Raw genomic sequence first — 20,124 nt, forward strand, 5'->3', positions numbered from 1 at the left:
TCAGCGCTTGACGATCAGCACCGAGGCTTGCGGTGAGCGCGTGGCCACGTTGGTCGAGAGCCGCCCCAGCAGCAGGCCGAAGGGCGTGCGCAGATAGCCCTCGCGGATGACGATGATGTCGAAGTCGCCTTCGATCGACTCTTTGATGATCTCTTCCTCGACGATGCCCTGGCGCAGCTTGATCGCCACCTGGGCCACCCCGCCACGTGTCAACCCGTCGCGCACCGACTCCAGTTGTGCCAGCTGTTCGGCGGGCACGCCCAGACGCTGCGCATCCTCGGTCAGGTTGTGGGTGTCTTTCGTGCTGGAGGCCACGTACATCGTGGCCAACGGCTTGGTGTAGAGCACCTCCACACTCGCCCCCGTGGCCAGCGCGATGTCCTGGGTCATCTGCAGCGTGGGCCCGCTGGCCGGCAGATCGGTGCTGAGCAGGATCCTGCGCACCTGTTCTCGGCCTCGCACCACCAGCGTCGACGTGGTCATGTGGCGCACGATGCGCGTCGCGTTGTCGCCCAGGTGCCAAGTCGGGTCCAGCGTGGTCAGCGGGCGCGAGCCGATGACCAGCAGGCGCGATTCGGCCGAGATGCGCAAGATCTCTTCGCCTGGCTTGCCGGTGGCAAAGACCACGTGGGGGGGCAGCCCGGCGTTCTCGAGAACCTGGCGGCTGTCTTGCAGCGCGGTTTCGCTCATGCCGGGCTCGCGGCACACCAGCAGGGTGGCCGGCTTCTTCAGCCCGGCGGCGATTTGCGCGCCCATGCGCACCGCTGGCAGATCGGTCGGCGTGCAGCGGGTGGCGATGGTGAGACCGCCCTGCGTGGCGGCCAGGGCGGTGTTTCCGTCCGCCGTCGCGGCTGGCAGGCTCGCGCTGAAAGCCGTTGGGGCCGAATCAGCCGCCGCGGGCGCGGCCGCCGCTTCGGCACGTTCGCGCAGGATGCCGCGCACCAGCCAGAAGATGATCACCGCGCTGAGGATGCAGGCCGATCCCAGCATCAAGACGCCGGAGTAGGTGGCCCACATCTTGTCGGCCGCGAGCGCCTGCTGCAGTGGCTCTGGCTGGGTGGCGAACCAGGCCTTCACGGCGCTCTTGTTTTCCTGCAGCCACAGGCCCAGCTCGACCTTGTCGGTGAGGCCCGAGGTGGCGCGGGCCCAGTCGTTCAGGGCGCCGCGGTAGATGTCTTTCTGGCTCTCGGAGAAGTGCTTGAAGACGACCGACAGCCCGCCCGCCAGCATGGTCAGCGAGAAGTACAGGCGGATGATGGTGCCGCGGGCGTACAGCGTGGCGGTGGCGCCCAGCTGGGCGCCGACGGCCGCACCGATCACCATGATCATCGCCGCCAGCAGCTCGACACGGCCCTTGATCGCATAGCTGAAGGCACCGTAGGCTCCGGTGACCATCACCTCGAACAGGTCGGTGCCCACGGCGACCTTGGTGGGCGCGCCGATGATGTACATCAATGCCGGCATGCGGATGAAGCCGCCGCCCACCCCCAGGAAGCCGGCGAGAAAGCCGGTGACCAGGCCCATGCCGATGATCACCCACACCGAGATGTGGAAGCCCGACACCTTCAGGTGAACGATCGGTCGCCACTGGCGGCTCTGCATCCACAAGGCCAGCTTCGATTGGCCGGCATCGGTCGGCTTCTCGGTGGCCGTCTGCGACGAGACGCGGCGCAGGCCGGTCATGTACTCGTAGAGCATGAACAGGCCCAGACCGAACAGCAGGCACATGTAGGTCACCCGCACGATCGGGCCGATGCGGCCGATTTTCTCGAGCCACAGAATGAGCGTGGCGCCCAGCTCGATGCCGATCACCGTGCCGATGATCATCAGCAGCGCGAGCTTCATGTCGACGTTGCCGAACTTGCGGTGCTTGAAGGTCGCGACGATCGACTTGCCCGCGATGTGCGCCATGTCGGTGCCAATGGCATACGCCATCGGAAACCCGAACACGTTGAGCGCCGGGGTGACCATGAAGGCCCCGCCGACGCCGAAGAAGCCGCCGATCACCCCCACCGTGAAGCCCAGCAGGATCAGCGCGAAACCATTGACCTCGGTGCCCGAGATCGGCAGATAGACCACCCAGTCAAACATGTGCTGTCTTTCCTCAGTGGCCGGCGGTGTGGTCGGGCGCGCCGGTGCGACCGGCGAACCGCTTGATGATCAACTCGGTCAGCACCGCCAGCGCGATGCCGATCGTTGCCATCGTCAGCACCGTGACGATGGCGAAGCCCACGTGGTTGGTCCGGTTGAGATGGGTCGTCCACTGAATGAACCAGGTCAACATGAATGAATACCTCGCGTGGCGCCTGGGTTTGGCGCGGACGGGATTCAATCACAGCGGCCCGTCGTTTCGGCGCCGCCGCGGGTTCACCCGGCGCAATGGCCCTACAAAATGCCGGGAGATGCCGGTGTCAGCCCTTGGCGTGGCAAACCGCTTCGACGTTGTGCCCATCGGGGCCGATCACGAAGGCGGCGTAGTAGTGCGGGTGGTATTGCGGGCGCAGGCCCGGAGCGCCATGGTCCTGGCCGCCAGCGGCCAGCGCTGCCCGGTAGAAGGCGTCGACCTCGGCCCGGCTGCTGGCCGTGAAGGCGATGTGAAGGCGGGCCGGGTGCTCATCGGTCTGGCGCAGGCACAGCGACGAGATGCCGCCGGGCTGGCTCATCTCGATGCCCAATGAATTCTCGTGCCATACGGTGACGCCGAGCGGCTCGAGGGCCTGAAGGAAGAATGCCTTGGCGGTGGTGTAGTCACTGACGCCGATGAGGATGTGGTCGAACATGGTCTTTCCGGAATGAGGCAAAGAGGCAGGGGGTCAACGCAGGCGCACCACCTGATCCGACTCGCCCTTCTTGACCTCGACCACTTCGTCCATGGCCTTCACCATGGCAGAGAAGTTGGCATAGCCGTGGTCCTTCGGGTCGAACGTCGGATCGAGCCGCTTGATCATGTGCCAGATCGATCCTTTGTTCACCCAAGGATCTCCCTTGGTCTCGGCCAGCAGTTTCACGGCACGCCGCAGCAGCTCCGCGGCGGCATTCACCGGCGCCGGTGGCGGGTCGGGCGGGGCGGGGGGCGTGCCTGCGGAGGGCGGTGCCGGTGCAGGCGCAGGGGCTCGCACGTCGACGAGGTTTTCGTAGTAGCGAAACTCGTGGCAGCTCTTGGCCCAGTGCCGGTTGGTCGATTGACGTGTGGCCAGGCCCACGAGGGTGCGACCCGCCGCCTTGATCTTCTGGGCCACGGGCATGTAGTCGCTGTCGCCGCCCACGATCACCACGGTGCCGATGTGCGCGAAGCGGCCGATGTCTTCGACCGCGTCCAGACACAGCTTGATGTCGGCGCCGTTCTTCGCTGAGCCGCCCGGCGGGAACAACTGGATCAGCTCCACCGCGGCCTGCAGCAGCGCATCGCGGTATCGGCCGTAGTACTGCCAGTTGCAGTAGGCGCGGTTGACGGCGATCGGCCCGAACGAGGCCGCCAGCTCCACGATGGCCTGCACGTCGACCAGTGGCTCCTGGGCCTTGAAGCGGTTGTCGGGTTTCGAGTAAGCGCCTTCGCCCGAGCGCTCTTCGCACAAGCTGGCGTGCAGGTTCTCGAAATCCCAGTACAGCGCGACGGACCGGCTGTCGTCGCGCTCGGGGGTGTTTGGCATGGCGACTTTCTGATGGATGCGGCCAGTATGCGTCCGCTTGGGGTGGAGTGACGAGCGCCTGACGCCTATGGCGTGCGGTCGATATCGGCCTCGTCCGCGTCGCGCTCGTAGTGCTTCATGGCCTCGAACGGCGGCAGCCACGACTCGCGCCGCACCATCCACAACTCGTAGCTGGGGACGAACTGGTTGGGAGCGTCGAGTGAGCCGAGGTGCATCTCCATCTCGTCGCCAGTGCCGGAGTAGACCGATGAACCGCAGCGCGGGCAGAAGTGGCGGCCGGCATAGTGCTGCGTCGCGCCGGTGATCGTCACGGCTTCGCGGGGATAGATGGCCGAGGCATGGAACAGCGCACCGTGGTGCTTGCGGCAGTCCATGCAATGGCATACCCCCACCCGTTTGGGCTCGCCTGTGGCCACGAAGCGGATGTCGCCGCACAGGCAGCCGCCGGTGACCCGGGTCATGGCGAGGTCTCCGAGGGCTCAGCGCCGGCCTGTGCGCGCCAGCGGGTCAGCAGGTACTCGGCCGCCTGGGTGATGTGCTGGCGCGCCAGCGCCTCGGCATGAGCCGCGTCGCCCGTGGCCACGGCATTCAGGATCGCCTCGTGCTGGTCCCAGATGTCGCGCGGCGTTTCGTCGCGGGTCACCACCTCGCCCATCAGCCGCTGCATGGTGGTCCAGTGGGTGGCCATGGTGGGGCCGATCAAAGGGTTGGCCGACAGGCTGTAGATGAACTCATGGAAGCGCAGGTCCGCGGCCACCATGCGGCCCACCTGGCCCGAGGCCACCGCCTTCCGGCCGGCCTCCACCAGCGCCGGCCCTTGCCGAGCCGCGCGCTCGGCGCCCCGCTCGGCGGCCAGCCGGCACGCCAGGCCCTCGAGCACCGCACGCATCTCGTACATGTGCTGCACCTCGTCGGGCTCGAGCGCGGCCACGATCAGGCCGCGGCCCGGTGCCTCGCGCAGCACCCCTTGCTGCCGCAGCAGCACCAGCGCTTGTTGCACCGGCTGGCGCGACACGCCGAGCTGCTTGGCCAGTTGCTCCTGGATGATGCGTTCGCCCGGTGGCAGGCGCCCGGCGGCAATTTCGTCCAGCAGTGCTTCGTGCACCCGTTCGACGAGGTTCGGTGGGGCGGTCAAGGCTTTCATCACCATGCAAACCAGTGTAAGCCGACCCCATTGCTTTGCATTCAGAGTTCCGTTTTAGAAGGGTAAACCCTGTTTGAACTCTGAATTCAGAGTTCGAATATCGCTGTATCTGCCACCCCGATCAAGGACCGCCGCCATGCCCGCTTCCGCGCCACCGAGCTCCCCCGCCATGTCGGCCCCGAACGGGCGACTGGACGTTCCGAGCGCGCCCCATGGCGCCGGAGCCTCGTCGCCAGCCGGCAGCGGCCCGGCACCGCAGACGGTGGCCGAGATCGTGGCCCGATTCCTGGTGGCCCGCGGGGTCGATCGCATCTTCGGCCTGCAAGGCGGCCACATCCAGCCGATCTGGGACCAGCTCGCGCAATCAGGTGTGCGCATCGTCGACGTGCGCGACGAAGGCGCGGCCGTGCACATGGCGCACGCGCATGCTGCGTTGGGCGGGGGCGTGGGGGTGGGGGTGGCGATGGCCACGGCCGGGCCGGGCGTCACCAACTGCGTGACGGCGATGACCCATGCCCACCTCGAACGGGTGCCGGTGCTGTTGATCGGTGGATGCCCGCCCACGCGGCAGGAAGATCTGGGCCCGCTGCAGGGCATCGACCATGCGGCGATCATGGCGCCCGTGACCCGCCAGTCGCGCACCCTGCGCGTGGCCGAGCAGGTGGCGCGCGACCTCGACAAGGCCTGGGCGATGGCAGAGGGCGATGGCAACCCGCCCGGCCCGGTCTACATCGAGATTCCAACCGATGTGTTGCGCGAGAAGGTGTCGCCGGCCAGCGTGCTGCCCGAGCACCTGGCGGCCAAGCCGCGGCGCCGCCTGCCGCCAGATGCGGCTGAGGTGACGCGCGCCGCGCAGTGCCTGCGCGAGGCCCGCCGGCCGTTGGTGATCACGGGCCGCGGCGCCCGGGGTGCCGGCGCGGCCCTGGCGCGCCTTCTCGACGCCACCGGGGCCGTCTACCTCGACACGCAGGAAAGCCGCGGCCTGGTCGATGCGGGTCATGCCGCGGTGGTGGGGGCCGTGCGTGCCCGCGCCATGGCCGAGGCCGACCTGGTCTTGGTGGTCGGCCGCAAACTGGACTATCAACTGGCCTATGGCTCGCCGGCGGTGTTCAAGGCCGCGCGCTTCCTGCGGGTGGCCGACCATGCAGACGAACTGCGCGACAACCGGCGTGGCGAGGTGGAGCTGCTTGCTGACACCGACTGGGCCCTGGAGGCGTTGGCCGAAGCTGTCGGCCGGCCCTCAGCCGCGCTGGACCGTGGCTGGACGCAGGCACTGCGAGACGAGCACCTGCGTCGCGCCCTGCGGCACGCCGAGCAGCTTTCCCAGGCGCCGGCCGGCCGGGATGGCCACATGCACCCGAACCGCATCTTCGGCGCATTGCGCCAGGCGCTGCGCCCCGATGCGATCACCATCGCCGACGGCGGCGACCTGCTCAGCTTCGCGCGCATGGGGCTGGAATCGCGCCATTACCTCGATGCCGGTGCGTTCGGCTGCCTGGGCGTGGGCACGCCCTACGGCGTCGCGGCGGCCTTGCTGCATCCGCAGCGCCAGGTGGTGGTGATCACCGGCGATGGGGCCTTCGGCATCAACGCGATGGAGATCGACACGGCCCAGCGGCATGGCGCGAAGGTGGTGTTCATCGTCTCGAACAACGCGGCCTGGAACATCGAGCGGCTGGACCAGGAGATGAACTACGGCGGCCGCGTGGTGGGCACCACGCTGGCTTGGAGCGACTATGCCGGCATGGCGCGGGCTTTCGGCCTGCATGCCGAGCGCGTCACCGATCCGGCGCGCCTGCGCGGAGCGATCGAAGACGCGCTGGCCCATGCGCCCGCGTTGATCGATGTGGTGACGACGCAGGACGCCCTCAGCTCCGACGCGGGCAAGGGCCTGGGCTGGGTGCCCGATCGACAGGCGCTCACCGTCTGGGACGAAGCCGAGCAGGCGAGGCGGGCGTGATGGGCCCCTGGATGACGCTGGCCGATTCGGTGGCCACCCATGCGCGCACGCGGCCGTGCCACCTGGCCGTGCGCGATTCGCGCCGCAGCCTCACCTACCGCGAGTGGCACGAGCGTGCGAGCCGCCTGGCGAACAGCTTGTTGGCGCGCGGCGTGCAGCCGGGCGACCGGGTCGCGCTGCTCGCCTACAACGCCATCGAGTGGCTGGAGATTTACGCCGCGCTCGCGCAGGCGAGGCTGGTCGCGGTGCCGGTGAACTTTCGCTTGCGTGCGGCAGAGATCGCGTACATCCTGGGTCACAGCGAGGCCCGCGCCTTCATCGTGCAAGCGCCGTTGCGTGACGAAGCCGAAGCGGCGCTCGCCCTGGCGCAGGCAGAGGGCCACGAGGTCGACACGTCAAAGCGCTTTCTCTTCGGCGCCGACGTGGCGCCCGCCGCGGGTTGGCACCTCTACGAGAGCCTGATGAGCAAGACACTGGCGGACGAGGTGCCCGTGCGCGGCTTGGCGGGCGTGACGGGCGTGACGGGCGTGACGGGTGCGGGCGGCGATCACCCACCAGCCCGTGCCGACGATCTGTTCGCCCTGATGTACACCTCGGGCACCACCGGGCGGCCCAAGGGCGCGATGCGAAGCCACCAAGGCAACGCATGGATCGCCTGGGCCACCGCGCTGGAGTTCGGCCTGAGCGCCGACGACACCGGCCTGCTGGTGATGCCGCTGTGCCATGCCAACTCGCTGTACTTCGCGGTGACATTCGCGATGCTGGGGGCGAGCATCGTGGTCGACGATCGTCCGCACTTCGACCCCGCCGCGACCTTGGCGGCACTCGCGCAGTCGCGCATCACCTTCACCTCGCTGGTGCCGACCCACTACATCATGATGCTGGGCCTGCCGGCGGAGGTGACGTCGCGCCACGATCTGCGCGCGGTGGGCAAGCTGCTGATCTCTTCAGCGCCGGCACGTGCCGAGACCAAGCGGGCGGTGATGTCGCTGTTCCCGAATGCGAGGCTCTTCGAGCTGTATGGCTCCACCGAGGCCGGCTGGGTCACGATTCTTCGGCCTGATGAGCAACTGGATCGGCTCGGCACGGTCGGACGCGAGTGGGCCGGCTCGGGTGCCATCCGCCTGCTCGATCCCGAGGGGCGTGAGGTGCCCGATGGCGAGGTGGGCGAGCTTTACTCGCGCACGGCCTATGTGTTCGACGGCTACTGGAAGAACCCCGACAGGACGGCCGAGGCCTTCCGCGGCGCGTGGTGCTCGGTGGGCGATCTGGCTGTGCGCGACGACGACGGCTACATCCGGTTGGTCGATCGCAAGAGCCACATGATCATCAGCGGCGGCGAGAACATCTACCCCTCCGAGGTCGAATCGGTGTTGGCGGCCCACCCCTCGGTGCAGGACGTGGCGGTGGTGGGGGTGCCGGATTCGACGTGGGGCGAGTCGGTGTTGGCGGTGGTGGTCTGTCGGCCGGGCTATGTGGCGAATGAAGCCGAGCTGCTGGACTGGTGCCGCCCGCGCATTGCCGGCTACAAGCGGCCGCGCGCCGTGCGATTCATCAGCGAAGCGCAGATGCCGCGCACCGCCACCGGGAAGATCCAGCACCGGCTGCTGCGTGAACAGATGGCGACATCGAACGGCTGAGCGGCCGGGAATCGGCGGCGACCTGCGAAGGTGCGAGGGGGTATCAGGCGGCCGGCTGGCGGCGCCGGGTGTAGAGCTCCCAGGCGGCCAGGCAGATGGTGGCCAGCAGCGGCCCGATCACGAAGCCGTTCACCCCGATCCAGGCGATGCCGCCCAGCGTGGTGACCAGCACCACCCAGTCGGGCAGGCGGGTGTCGCGGCCCACCAGAATGGGCCGCAGCAGGTTGTCGATGAGACCGATCACCAGGGTGCCGAACGCGATCAACGCCAGCCCTTGCCACGTGGCGCCAGTGGCCAGCAGGTACAGCGCGATTGGCAGCCAGACCAGCGCCGCGCCCACCGCCGGCAGCAGCGACAGCACCGCCATGACCGCCCCCGCCAGCAGTGCCGCCGGCATGCCCAGCGCCATCAGTGCCAAGCCGCCGAGCGCGCCTTGCACCAGGGCGACCACGAGGTTGCCCTTGACCGTGGCGCGCACCACCGTGGCCACGCTGCGGCGAAGCTCGCGCTTGTCGGCCTCAGCCAGGGGCATCGCGGCCCACCAGCGGGCCGAAAGGGCGTCCCCATCGCGCAGCAGGAAGAAGGCGACATAGGCGCCGACAAAGAGGTCCACCACGAAGCTGAGCGTGCTCTGGCCCACCGTGGCCACGTGGCCGGCGAAGAACTGGGCCACGCGACCCGCGCTGGCCTCGACCCGTTGCTGAAGATCCTCGACATTGCCGATGCCGAAGTGCTCCAGCAGGTCGGCCAGCGGCGAGGGCAGGGCGTTGAAGGTGCGCTGCATCATGGCGAGCACATCGATTTGCCCGGATTGCACCGATTGCGCCAGCTGTGCACCTTCACGGGCCAGCGACACGACCATCGCCAAAAGCGGCAGCACCACCACCAGCCCGACGCCAGACAGCGTGGCGGCCGCTGCCAGGCCGCGTCGGCCGCCCCAGCGATGCGACAGGGCGCGCTGAACCGGGCGAAAGACCAGCGCGACGATGCCCGCCCACATCAGCGCACCATAGAGCGGCAGCAACACGGCCATCAGGCCGATCGTGGCCACGATGACGAGCCAGCGCAGCGGTTGTCGATGAGACGGTGCGTCGGTGTCGGGTGAGGGCGAATCAGGCATCCGCGCACTGTGGCAAACGGCGTGCCCGGCGCTCAGTAGCAGACGTAGTCGCCTTCGATGCGGCACTCGCCGCCGTCCTCGTCGTGCTCACGGCAGCCTACCCGCACAGGGTTCGGCAGCGTGCCCAGCAACTGCGTGCCGCCGCTCGCGACGTCGTAAGCCGCTGCCTGGCAGTGGCCATCGCTGACCACATCGGATTCGCGGTCAACCACCAACGAGTTCCACGCGGCGTTCGACAGCGCATCCCGGTGGATCCCGCCGACTTCGAGGTTGCAGCGCGCCTTCAGCGCGCTCAGCCGCTTGCGCGGGCCGCAGGCGAGGGCCTTTTCGCAGCCGGCGTTGTCGCCTCGCACCGAGCACTTGAAGTGCCGCTCGATGATGTCGGCCGCGTCGCAGCGGGGCGCACGCTGCTTCAGCACGCCCGCCTCGCAAACCAGCCGATGGGGTGCGCAGCTCACCTTCTTGGGCTGCGTCAGATCCAGATCCTGCACCTCACCATCGCGCAGCAGCATGGGCAACTTGTCTCGCCAGAAGCAGGAGGTGGACGCCACCGGGCCGCTGCCCGCGCGATTGCCGACGAAGGTGCTGCCGAAGTCGTCGGCGCCGGGCCAAGCGCCCGTGTCGGTGGCGATGTTGTCGATGAGGTAGTTGGGCCCGTCACCCCACATCACCGCTCGCGTGCGGGTGTTGAAGTAGTTGCCTTTGATGGCGGTGCGGTGCGCTTCGTCGCGGTCGTTCACGCTGCTGCCGTAGGGGAACCCGGCGTCGTCGTCGCAGTAAGAGCGATTGCCGTTGCGTGAGGCCACCCAGAGGTGCGGCAGCCCGTTCTCGGGCCCGCTCGGGTCGAGGAACTGGTTGTCGAACACATCGTTGCGCGAGGGCTCGTTGTGCCTCACCGTGCCGGCCTCGCCGCAGTTGCGGTAGATGAAGATGCCGCCACGCGGGCTGGTGTGGAACACGTTGCCCTGGATGAGGTTGTCTGAAGAGCCGTCCACCGCGATCACCTCGCGCGGCGCGGTCGTCTTGAACTGGTTGTCGACGATGCGGTGCTCGCCGCCCTCCGCGTCGAGGTAGATCACCGCGGAGGGAGACGTGCCGAGGAAGGTCGAGCGGCGCACGGTCACTCCAGTGACCCCCATCGACAGGTAGATCGCGATGCGGTCTTGCGGATCGATGGTCAGCGAATCCAGCACGATGTTCGTCGGCGCCCGCCGCCGCATCACCGCCGTGTGATCGGCTCGGGTGCGCGACGATTCCTTCACCGCGGGCACGTCCTGGCCGCCCATGCCGCTCATGTTGATGTTGCCTTCGAGGCGGCAATTCTTGATGGTGATGTCGTGCGTCGGCTCCCACTCGGTGCTGCCGTCTGGCAGGGTGTAGGCGTAAGACTGCACGTTGATGCGGGGGATGTCAGCGTTGACATCGGTGTGCGACAGCGTTGCGCCCTGGCAGTCGACCTGGACACCGTTCGAGACCGCGCCGTGGTTGAAGTACAGCGAGCGGGTGATGACATCGGTGGGCTGCAGCGTCAGGTGGCAGTCGATCAGCACGGCGCCTTCGCCGGGTTTCGGCGGCGATCGCAACAGCGCGAGCTTCTCGGCGCTGCAGGCCGAGACCGCGTGGGCCATCGGTGCCGCGACCGCGGCCAGAACGATGAACAGGGCGCGTGGCCATCCGCTCACGGCTTGCCTCCAGGGACAGCGGAATGCAGGCTCCACCGCGGGGTCAGTTCACGTAACCCAGCGGCAGTGCGGTGGTGTACTTCAGCTCTTCCATCGCGAAGCTCGAGCTGACGTCCGACAGATCGATGCTCGCGGTCAGGCGTTTGTACACCGCGTCGTAGGCGGCGATGTCGGGTACCACCACGCGCAGCAGGTAGTCGACTTCGCCACTCATCCGGTAGAACTCCACCACCTCGGGGATCGCCTCCACCGTGGCCCGAAAGGTCTCGAACCACTTTTGGTTGTGGTGGCTCGTTCGCACGCCGACGAACACGGTCACCGCCACGTTCACCGCCTTGCGGTCGACCAGCGACACCTGTTTGGTGATCACGCCCGCTTCTTTCAGGCGCTGCACCCGTCGCCAACACGGGGTGGTGGACAGCCCCACACGTTCGGCCAGCTCGCTGATCTGCAGTTCAGCGTTCTCCTGCAGCAGGGCCAGCAGCTTGGTGTCGATCCCATCCAGTTTCATATGGTCACACCTGAAAAAAGGGGGGAGCAAGCCGTTTGCGCCCGATGGCGCCTAATGGGCGTCAGGCGAAATGAAATTCTATTCGAGGTCAAAATTCGATATGACTATTCCATGGCGCGGTGAATATGATGAACCGCATTCCCGGCCGTGGCCGGAGCACAGCAAGGCGACCTCCATGGAAATCTATCTCGATGCCAACGCCACCACCCCCGTGCTGGCCCAGGCCCGCGCGGCCGCGCTCGCGACGATGGCAGAAGATTTCGGCAACCCCAGCAGCATCCACAGCACGGGCCTGAAGGCGCGCGCGCTGATGGACGCCATGCGGGCGCGTGCGCGTCGCGTGCTGGGGGCGCCGACCGGGAAGCTGCTCTTCGTCAGCGGCGCCACCGAGGGCATCCAGACGGCGGTGCTGTCGGCCTTGAGCGCCCTGCGCCAGCGCCGGGAGGCCGAAGGCCCGACCGGTCCGGAGCTGCTGCTCTACGGTGCCACCGAGCACAAGGCCGTGCCAGAGGCGCTTCGGCACTGGAACGCACTGCTGGGCTTGAACATGCAGGTGATGGCCATTCCCGTCGGGCCCACCGGTCGCCACGATCTGGCCTGGCTGCGCGAGCATGCGCCGCGCGCCGGCATGGTCTGCACCATGGCTGCCAACAACGAGACAGGTGTGATCAGCGATCTGGACGGTATTGCAGCGGCCCTGCAGCTGAGCCCGGCGCTGTGGATGGTCGATGCCGTGCAGGCGCTGGGCAAGCTGCCCTTGAAGCTCATCGAGCGGCGCATCGACTACGCGCCGTTCTCCGGCCACAAGCTCTACGCGCCCAAGGGCATTGGCATGCTCTATGTGCGCGAGGGCGCCCCCTTCACACCCTTGCTGGCCGGCGGCGGGCAAGAGGGCGCGCAGCGGTCGGGCACCGAGAACATGTCGGGCATCGCTGCGCTGGGCGCGGTGCTTTCCGCACTGCAAAGCGGCAACGGCTTCAAGAGCCAGGCCACGCTCACCGAGTACCGCGCACGCCTGGTCGAAGCCTTGCTCGATGCCTTTCCGGGCCTGGTCTTCAACGCGCCGCTCGACCTGTGCCTGCCCACCACACTGAACTTCTCGGTACCCGGCCTCAGCTCGAAGCTGTTGCTGGATCTGTTCGATGCCGCCGATGTGCGGGTGAGCGGGGGTTCGGCGTGCAGTGCCGCCCAGGCCAAGCCGAGCTTCGTGCTGGAGGCCATGGGCCTGCCGGCCTGGCAAACGGCATCTGCCGTGCGCCTGTCGTTCGGCCCCGCCACCGAGGCCGATTTCATCGACGAGGCCTGTGCCCGCATTCGCGCTTGCGGCGAGAGCCTGCGTGAGTGCTGCCTCGGCGCCACCCCGGGCGCGAGCCAGCCGGTTGAAGGCGTCACCCGCTTCGTGGTCGACGCCGCGTGCTGTTACCTCGTGGCCGATGCCGCCTCGCGCCGCTGCGTCGTGATCGACCCGCTGCCGGAGTTGACCGAGCGACTGGTGCAGCAGATGCGCTGCCAGGGCTACACCCTGGCGGCGGCGCTGGACACCCACAGCCATGGCGACCACGTGTCGTCGGCCACTGAGCTGCGTGCGGCCGCCGGTGACCTGCTGGAGGGGCTGGGCACCCAGCCACTCGAGGCATTGGGGTGGCCACGCGGCACCGAGCACATCTCACTGGGACACTCCAGCCTCACGCGCCTGGCGCTGCCGGGTCACACCGAGGATTCCACCGCCTACCTGCTGCGCGACCCCCAGGGGCTGCGCATGGCGTTTGTGGGCGACACGGTGATGCCAGGGGCCCTGGGCCGCAGTGATTTCCCGCAGAGTGCGCCAATGGCGTTCGGGCCCTCGTTGCGTCGGCTGGAGGAAGCCGTCGGGCCGCACGGCCTGCTGGCGCCGGGCCATGACTACGACCAACGCTTTGCCACCACGCTGAGCACCGAATGCGCGGTGCAACCTTTGCTGGCGCGCGTGTTGCGTGGCGCGATGGAGGCGAGCGAATTTGCTGCGGCCAAGAGCCTGATCGAGCAGGAGCTCGGGCTCACCGAGTACCAGACGTTGACCTGCGGCGCCCGCGTCGATGGCGCTGCCGACAGCACGCCGCACGAGGTCGAGCCGGCCGCGCTGCGCGACCTGCTGCGTTCCCGCACCGGCCTGCTGCTGGTCGATGTGCGCGAGCCCTATGAGCAACGCTTGAGCAGCACGCCGGATCTGGGCCCGGGCGTCCATGGGCAGGCGGTGCCGATGTCGCGCCTGCTCAATGCCTTGCCCGGCTGGCTGGGCCTGCCCGCCGAAACGCCGGTGGTGTTTTTCTGCCGCAGTGGCAACCGCAGCGCCCAGGCTGCCAAGGCTTTGCGCCGCCTGGGGCACGCGCGGGCCTGGAGCCTGGCCGGTGGTCTGGCGCTGTGGCCCAAGATCGCGCCTGGCGTGCTCGACGTGAATCTCGCTGTCTGACGGCCGCCGTGACGATGTGGTGGATGGCGATGGCCCTCGGGGCCGTCGTGGGCGCGACCTTGGCCTTGACCGGTGCAGGCGGGGGCATCCTCGCGGTACCGCTGTTGGTGTTCTCGTTGCACCTGGGGCTGGCCGAGTCGGCACCGATCGGCCTGCTGGCCGTGGGCCTCGCGGCGGGGCTGGGCGCGGCACTCGGCTTGCGCGAAGGGCGGGTGCGCTACCGTGCCGCGATGGTGATTGGCGGCGCGGGCATGCTGCTGGCCCCGCTGGGCGTGTGGCTGGCGCAGCGTGTGCCGAACGGGCCGCTGACCCTGGTCTTTTCGCTGGTGCTGGCCTGGTCGGCCTGGGGCATGTTCCAGCGCGCCCGTACCACGGGTGGCCGTGCCGCGGTGCGGGCCGAAGCGCCACCGTGCGTGCGCAACCCGTGCACCGGCCGATTCATCTGGACGCGACCCTGCGCGATGGCGCTTGCCTCCACGGGCATGGCGTCGGGCATGCTGAGCGGCCTGTTGGGGGTGGGCGGCGGATTCGTCATCGTGCCGGCGCTGACGCGCTATTCCGATCTGGCGGCCGATAGCATCGTCAGCACCTCGCTGGCGGTGATCGCGCTGGTGTCGATCTCAGGCGTGGCCTCGGCGACGCTGCACGGCTCGATGCCGTGGGGGATCGCCGCGCCCTTCGCGGTCGGCGCCATGGCGGCGCTGCTCGCAGGCCGCCGACTGGCCGGCCGCTTCAGCGGCCCGACGCTGCAAAAGACCTTTGCGGCCTTGAGCGCGATGGTGGCGTTGATGCTGTTGGTGCGTGGCGTGGCTGCGTTGATGGTTTGACAAGGCGGGCGCCCGGCAGCTCAGGCGGGAGAAGGCCAGCGCTTCTTCGCAAAGTGCTCCTTTGCCAAGTCCGAAGATATGGGGTCACTCATGCCGTGATGAGTTCATCACTTGGCGTGGACGACGACATGACCAAGCTGCTGCTCGGCAGATAATTCAAAGTTGTCGTGCTATTGAGCTTTGTGGCGGCGGATGTTGACGCCAGTCTCCACGGGGCGGCGCGAGTGCGCTGAGCATGGGCGTTCGCACTTGATCGAACTCAGTCCTGGGTCTGAGGGTGACTTTTGTCAGCGAAGCTCGAGTTGTCGGGTTGCGCACCGGTCTGGCTGCTTACGTTCCCGGCACAGTGATCCACCATGAGTCTTCAGTTGCCGATATGAAACTGGTGCCAATTCTGGTCTTGGTCGTTTTGCAACCCTTCATTGGTACCGCAGCGCGTGCGGCAGATGATACGTTGCAGACCCGGCGGTTCGATTACCCCGGCTTCGTGGTCGATGAAGACTATCGCTGGATGGGCGAGTGCAATGTGCAGTGGCCAAAGTTGCCATTTCGCGGTAGCTATCGGTGGCTGTCCAAGGCCGAGAAAGCTTGGCTGCTTCAGTGGTACGAATCTGTGCCCGAAGGTGATGCCCCGCCTTACCCCAAGGATGGCTTTGGAGAAATTGTCAATCACGTGGGGCGAGCAGCTGCGTTTCGAGGTGATACGTTCACCGGGTCAGCGACTGTCTTTGTCGAAGTCAACTCTTCGGGCAATGCGGTCGGTGCTGAAGCGAAACAGGGTTCGGATCCGAATGTGGCCAAGATGATTGGGGATGCCGTGAGCTTTCTCGAGTTCGATGCCGCGTTGTGCGGTGGAAAGCCCTGCAAGATGACCTTGCCTGTCGAGCTGAGTGTCTCTTGCAAAGGCCAGCGAGAAAAGCGGCTCCGCGGCACGACCTACATCACTGTGACGCCTTGAGTCACAGGCGCGGCGCGTCGCTCCCCCGCGGAGCGGCGAATGACCTGCGACCCTTCGACGCCTGTGGAGCCGCAGGGCGCTGGGTCATGAGGTGAAACATGGCCGCTCCACGTTGCGTGGCCTGCGATAGTTTGGTGCGAGTTGACTGTATAAAAACACAGTATCATGCCGCCTCGCAGTTGCCCTTCATGGCATTCACAAGGGGGCCGGGCGGTGCCCGAGCCTCCTTGCTTTTTCAGGCCAGCACCGTGTCGGCCAGCAGGTCGTCCAGCGCTTGGAAGTCCGGCGAGCCGATCGACGGTTGGCCCTCGGCCAATCGCGCCATCAGTTCGGTCAGGTAGGCGTTGAGAACCGGGCGCGCCGGCAGCCACTCCTGCTCGCCGCTTCGGCGTTTGATGACCAGCAGTTCGTCGATGTCGCGCCGCACGGCGTCGTCATGCACCAGTGCATCCACCAGGGCCTCGAAGGCCATTGGTGGCGCGTCGTCACGTTCAAGCACCCATTGGGCGGCCAGCAGCGGGCGCAGCACGTACAGGTACTTCTTCGCACGCACCTGATCGCCCTGCAGGTACTCGCGGAAGTTGCCGCGCCCCATCGCCGCGTAGTGGTGGAAAGAGCGGATGGGCTGGTAGACCCGGCCCGCCGCTTCGCGCAGGCGCCGCACGAAGGTGTCGTCCTGCCGGTAGACCACCGGCGAGCTCAGCCATTCGACCAGGGTCGCGTTGCCTTTGGCCATCAGTTGCAGCGCTTTGCGCACGTCCCAGCCATTCACGTCGAACACGGGGCCCGGCACTTCTTCGATCACATCGCGCGCCGGCGTGATGCGCAGGTAGTCGCGCACCGGGCGCACGAAGACGAAGCGCACGTCGTAGTCTGAATCGGGTGAGGCGAAGCCCCAGCCACGGCTGCCGGATTCGCAGGCGTACAGCACGCGCACGCTGTGCTCTGCCTCGACGGCCGCGAGCTTGCGCAGGATCTCGGCCCGGATCACCGGGTCGATCGGGTGAGCGGTGTCTTCAAGAAATGCCGTCGTCATGGGTCAACTCCTCCAGCAGTGATTCTCGTGAACCGCCGCCTGAAAAGAAAAAAAGAAAGGGCGCCCGAAGGCGCCCCAAGAAAAGTCACGCTGCAGGATTCAGCGCAGCTTGATCAGCCCGTTGAGCACCTGATCCAGTCCCCCGAACACCGAGATCTTGTCGATGCGCTCGGCGACGCGTTCCAGCGTTTCCAGCTCTTTCATGCGCAGCGCGACAGGGTTGCCCTCCATCACCTTGGCCGTGTTGAGCAGCGAGCGCGTCGCAGCGGTTTCCTCGCGGCGTCGGATCACGTTGGCCTCGGCCGACTTCTCGGCCTCGACCACCTGGGCCAGGATGGTCTTCATCTCGCCAGGCAGCACGATGTCTTTCACGCCGACGCCGTCCAGCACCATGCCGTAGCCCGCGAGTTTCGCGGTGACGTGGGCGGTGACGACGTCGTCGATCAAGGTCTTGTTCTCCAACAGTTCGTCGAGCGAGCGGGTGCCCACGGCCGCGCGCAAGCCAAATTGCAGTTCGCGGTACAGGTGGTCGGCCGGCTTGGGCAGTTGCGTGAAGGCGCGCAGCACGTCGGTGAAACGCCAGGTGGCCGACAGGTTCAGCCGCAGCGCCACCTTGTCGCGCGTCAGGATCTCCTGGCCGGTCACTTCTAGCGTTTGCAGGCGCAGATCGACCAACTCGATCGACACGTTGCGGTTGAACTTCCAGAAGGCGTACGAGCCGGCTGTCAGCAGGCGCTCGATGTGCCCGTCGATCCACAAGAGCGCCGCACCGTGCTCGGACACTTGCACCTGCAGCACGCCAGCAAGGCCACTCACCACGCGCGGGCGAAGCTGCGTCTGCACCAGGCGGCCGGCGATGTCCGCCGGCACTTCGGCGGATGTGGTGATGTCGATCACCTCGACCTTCACATCCACCAGGCCGTTCTTCCAGAACAAGCGTCGCGTTCCCGGCGGCAGGATGTCGACCAACACGCCGTTATCGGTACGCAGGCCCACCTGGTGCTCATTCAATTCGACCCGCACGAACTCGGCCTCGACCACATCGGGCTCTCTGGCCATCAGGTAGTCGACCAAGCCATGGCTGAAGCTCGGCTGCTCCAGCGCAAAGGTCTCGATGCGAAGCTCGTCCTTCCAACTGGAAAAGCGGTGCTCACCGGGGTGCAGCACCCGTTCGAAATCGCCGTTGCGCAGCAGGATGCCGCGCTCGTTCTTCTTCACAGTGACACGCGTGAACATCATCGGTGTCCTCCTCTCTCATCTTGCTTGTTGTGCTTCTGAATAGGTGCCGTTACAGCGCAACCGCGGACGACAGATGCCTGGACCCGGGCGTCACGGCTGTTCACCTCGTCTGCCTCCCTGTCAGCCGAGGTGTCGAGTCATGGGCGCGAAGCCCCGCTTGCCTGACGCGCGAGCGGTTGCGCTGATGGCTTGTGTACGCCGCGCCTTTCGGCGATGCGAACGCGAGCCACGTTCGGCGTGGTCTTTCGACCGGTTTGGGACACTGGTTTTCAAAGCCAGGTTGTGGAACAGGAATCGAACCTGCGACAGACGCATGGACCATGCGTTGCTCTACCAACTGAGCTATCCAGTGGCTGATGACCCGGGGATCGAACCCGGCGGAGGAACCGACCTCGTCATCACTGTGCGCTTCGGTACAACGCGGCATGGGCGGTGGCGACAGGCCCGCCGGTCAGGGCGGGCGCCGGCCACCGCACACCGGCGGGGTGGTACCCCCGGCCTGTGAGCGTTGCCTTTCACGGCACTCTTGTGCGGCCCAGCATCAGCTGAGCCGCGATCCTTTGGGCAGGCGCGACGCCAACCACTCATGCACGTCCGCGCGGATGTGCCTGCCCTCGAGCAGAAAGTCCTCGAACCGGCTCGGCACGTACGGCAGGTACAGCAGCGGCATGCCGGCCTCTTCCGGCGTGCGCGCAGCCTTTCGACCATTGCAGGCGCCGCACGCGGTGACCAGGTTCATCCAGGTCCAGCCGCCCCCGCGTGATTCGGGCACGATGTGTTCGCATTGCAGATCCCGTTCATGAAAGCGTTGACCGCAGTAAGCGCAGGTGTGACGGTCGCGACGAAACAGCTTCAGCTTCGCCATCGACGGTGTCACATCGAACAGGTTGATCCGCGGCGCACCGCGCAGCGCGATGATCGGGTGCACCTCGATCAGCGATTGGCGTCCGGATGCGGCGTTGGTGCCGCCGCGCAGCGTGACCAAGGGCCTGTCGCCGTCGATCCACGCCACCGTGTCGGTCGCGTAATGCAGGGCGGCCTGCTCCAAGGTGATCCAGCGTTGCGGGGTGCCTTGAATGTCCAGTTGCAGCACGTGCTGCAAAGCGTGCTGGTGCATCGGTGTTCTCCTTCGGTCTTCGGGTTGGATTCGCCGAAGGTGCGCACCAGCGGGGCCTTCGGCGACTACAGGGGCTGGTTCATGGATGGGTTTGATGTGAATGTTGGCCAGCGTGCATTTCCTGGCCCTCGATGGGAGCCTGGCACGGGCCGAGTGCGTGGGGAGAGCACTTCCGCGAATGTCCCCCGGCGCCGGCCAGGGCCGTCGCCTCCTCCTTGATTTCGCTGCAGCGCTCACCCCACTCACTCGGCCGGTCACGGTCCGCGAACTTGCGTTGTTGCACCCACCGTGCCTGATCAGGACGGTGGGGCGCTGCCTGAAGCGAAATCAAGGAGGAGGCCGCAGGCCGGGGGACATTCGCGAAAGGCGGCGCTCCGCCGTCCTGATCTCGCGCCATCAGGCGTACACCGCCAAGAGCGTGTATCGGCTGCTTCTTTCAGCGTGGCAGCGGCGGTTGGATTCGAACCAACGTCCCCAGCTTCAAAGGCTGGTGTCTGAAGCCACTCGACTACACCGCATCTGTATTGGTGCGGGCGCAGGGGATCGAACCCTGACCTGCCGGTTAAAAGCCGGATGCTCTACCTTTGAGCTACACCCACGATGTGGATTGGCATCTCGTACGGGAATCGAACCCGTATTCCGACATTGAAAGCGTCGTGTCCTGACCGTTAGGGAATGTCTGCAGAAATCGCGCGGCCTGGTGCTTGGCGGGAAGCTGAAGTGCTGAGACGATATGGCGCATGAAACAACACAGCCTGGGCCTGGGGACGACGGCCAAGCGCACGAGGCGA

General features: G+C 67.0%; 17 protein-coding genes and 3 tRNA genes. 5 read left to right on the forward strand and 15 right to left on the reverse strand.

The window, feature by feature from the left end:
• The 6 genes from AACH06_RS16925 to AACH06_RS16950 all read right to left on the reverse strand — a co-directional run bounded on the left by AACH06_RS16925 (position 1) and on the right by AACH06_RS16950 (position 4,794).
• Positions 1 to 2,091, reverse strand: a complete 2,091-nt coding sequence (locus tag AACH06_RS16925) for a TSUP family transporter (RefSeq protein ID WP_341426923.1) — start codon at positions 2,089 to 2,091, stop codon at positions 1 to 3.
• Between the two features lie 13 nt (positions 2,092 to 2,104).
• A complete protein-coding gene (locus tag AACH06_RS16930; RefSeq protein WP_341426924.1) occupies positions 2,105 to 2,284 on the reverse strand; it encodes a hypothetical protein in 180 nt (59 codons plus the stop codon).
• 127 nt (positions 2,285 to 2,411) lie between these two features.
• Positions 2,412 to 2,780, reverse strand: coding sequence for a VOC family protein (locus tag AACH06_RS16935; protein ID WP_341426925.1), 369 nt, complete (start codon positions 2,778 to 2,780; stop codon positions 2,412 to 2,414).
• 33 nt (positions 2,781 to 2,813) lie between these two features.
• Positions 2,814 to 3,650, reverse strand: a complete 837-nt coding sequence (locus AACH06_RS16940) for an NYN domain-containing protein (RefSeq protein ID WP_341426926.1) — start codon at positions 3,648 to 3,650, stop codon at positions 2,814 to 2,816.
• Positions 3,651 to 3,715: 65 nt separating this feature from the next.
• A complete protein-coding gene (locus AACH06_RS16945; RefSeq protein ID WP_341426928.1) occupies positions 3,716 to 4,111 on the reverse strand; it encodes a GFA family protein in 396 nt (131 codons plus the stop codon).
• Positions 4,108 to 4,794, reverse strand: a complete 687-nt coding sequence (locus tag AACH06_RS16950; protein ID WP_341426929.1) for a GntR family transcriptional regulator — start codon at positions 4,792 to 4,794, stop codon at positions 4,108 to 4,110. The genes AACH06_RS16945 and AACH06_RS16950 overlap by 4 nt, the downstream gene beginning before the upstream one ends.
• Before the next feature lie 169 nt (positions 4,795 to 4,963).
• Between AACH06_RS16950 and AACH06_RS16955 the strand changes: the two genes are divergently transcribed.
• Entirely contained in the window at positions 4,964 to 6,754 is a 1,791-nt protein-coding gene (locus AACH06_RS16955) for a thiamine pyrophosphate-binding protein (protein WP_341426930.1), read from the forward strand.
• Positions 6,754 to 8,394 carry a class I adenylate-forming enzyme family protein gene (locus AACH06_RS16960; RefSeq protein WP_341426931.1) on the forward strand — a complete coding sequence of 547 codons (1,641 nt, stop codon included), beginning with the start codon at positions 6,754 to 6,756 and terminating at the stop codon, positions 8,392 to 8,394. The genes AACH06_RS16955 and AACH06_RS16960 overlap by 1 nt, the downstream gene beginning before the upstream one ends.
• 43 nt (positions 8,395 to 8,437) lie before the next feature.
• On the opposite strand, the gene AACH06_RS16965 is transcribed toward AACH06_RS16960, so the two are convergent.
• The 3 genes from AACH06_RS16965 to AACH06_RS16975 are packed head-to-tail and all read right to left on the reverse strand — an operon-like array spanning position 8,438 to position 11,701.
• Positions 8,438 to 9,514, reverse strand: a complete 1,077-nt coding sequence (locus AACH06_RS16965) for an AI-2E family transporter (protein WP_341426932.1) — start codon at positions 9,512 to 9,514, stop codon at positions 8,438 to 8,440.
• Positions 9,515 to 9,546: 32 nt separating this feature from the next.
• Positions 9,547 to 11,196 carry a hypothetical protein gene (locus AACH06_RS16970; RefSeq protein WP_341426933.1) on the reverse strand — a complete coding sequence of 550 codons (1,650 nt, stop codon included), beginning with the start codon at positions 11,194 to 11,196 and terminating at the stop codon, positions 9,547 to 9,549.
• A 43-nt stretch (positions 11,197 to 11,239) separates the two neighbouring features.
• The gene (locus tag AACH06_RS16975; RefSeq protein WP_341426946.1) at positions 11,240 to 11,701 is read right to left on the reverse strand and encodes an Lrp/AsnC family transcriptional regulator; all 462 of its coding nucleotides are present in this window, start codon (positions 11,699 to 11,701) and stop codon (positions 11,240 to 11,242) included.
• 181 nt (positions 11,702 to 11,882) lie between these two features.
• On the opposite strand from AACH06_RS16975, the gene AACH06_RS16980 reads away from it, so the two are divergent.
• The 3 genes from AACH06_RS16980 to AACH06_RS16990 all read left to right on the forward strand — a co-directional run bounded on the left by AACH06_RS16980 (position 11,883) and on the right by AACH06_RS16990 (position 15,941).
• On the forward strand, positions 11,883 to 14,156 hold the full coding sequence (locus AACH06_RS16980; RefSeq protein WP_341426934.1) for an aminotransferase class V-fold PLP-dependent enzyme: 2,274 nt from the start codon (positions 11,883 to 11,885) through the stop codon (positions 14,154 to 14,156).
• A 14-nt stretch (positions 14,157 to 14,170) separates the two neighbouring features.
• Positions 14,171 to 14,983 (forward strand): sulfite exporter TauE/SafE family protein, encoded by an 813-nt coding sequence (locus AACH06_RS16985; RefSeq protein WP_423222047.1) that lies wholly within the window; start codon positions 14,171 to 14,173, stop codon positions 14,981 to 14,983.
• Positions 14,984 to 15,260: 277 nt separating this feature from the next.
• Complete coding sequence (locus AACH06_RS16990) at positions 15,261 to 15,941, forward strand: hypothetical protein (RefSeq protein WP_341426937.1); 681 nt, start codon at positions 15,261 to 15,263, stop codon at positions 15,939 to 15,941.
• A gap of 235 nt (positions 15,942 to 16,176) precedes the next feature.
• Here the strand turns inward: AACH06_RS16990 and AACH06_RS16995 are convergent, their stop codons facing one another.
• The 6 genes from AACH06_RS16995 to AACH06_RS17020 form a co-directional block, all read right to left on the reverse strand.
• Positions 16,177 to 16,977: a nucleotidyltransferase domain-containing protein gene (locus AACH06_RS16995; RefSeq protein ID WP_341426938.1), complete on the reverse strand. Its 801-nt coding sequence runs from the start codon at positions 16,975 to 16,977 to the stop codon at positions 16,177 to 16,179.
• Between the two features lie 99 nt (positions 16,978 to 17,076).
• The gene (locus AACH06_RS17000; RefSeq protein ID WP_341426947.1) at positions 17,077 to 18,213 is read right to left on the reverse strand and encodes a slipin family protein; all 1,137 of its coding nucleotides are present in this window, start codon (positions 18,211 to 18,213) and stop codon (positions 17,077 to 17,079) included.
• A gap of 286 nt (positions 18,214 to 18,499) precedes the next feature.
• Positions 18,500 to 18,564 (reverse strand) — tRNA-Asp (locus AACH06_RS17005).
• A 193-nt stretch (positions 18,565 to 18,757) separates the two neighbouring features.
• Complete coding sequence (locus AACH06_RS17010) at positions 18,758 to 19,333, reverse strand: HNH endonuclease (RefSeq protein WP_341426939.1); 576 nt, start codon at positions 19,331 to 19,333, stop codon at positions 18,758 to 18,760.
• A gap of 525 nt (positions 19,334 to 19,858) precedes the next feature.
• A tRNA-Lys gene (locus tag AACH06_RS17015) sits at positions 19,859 to 19,932 on the reverse strand.
• Between the two features lie 9 nt (positions 19,933 to 19,941).
• Positions 19,942 to 20,010: transfer RNA gene (locus AACH06_RS17020), tRNA-Glu, on the reverse strand.
• Positions 20,011 to 20,124 lie beyond the last annotated feature (114 nt).

Origin of the sequence: Ideonella lacteola (assembly GCF_038066555.1) — a bacterium.
GTDB classification, from domain to species: Bacteria; Pseudomonadota; Gammaproteobacteria; order Burkholderiales; family Burkholderiaceae_C; genus Ideonella; species Ideonella lacteola.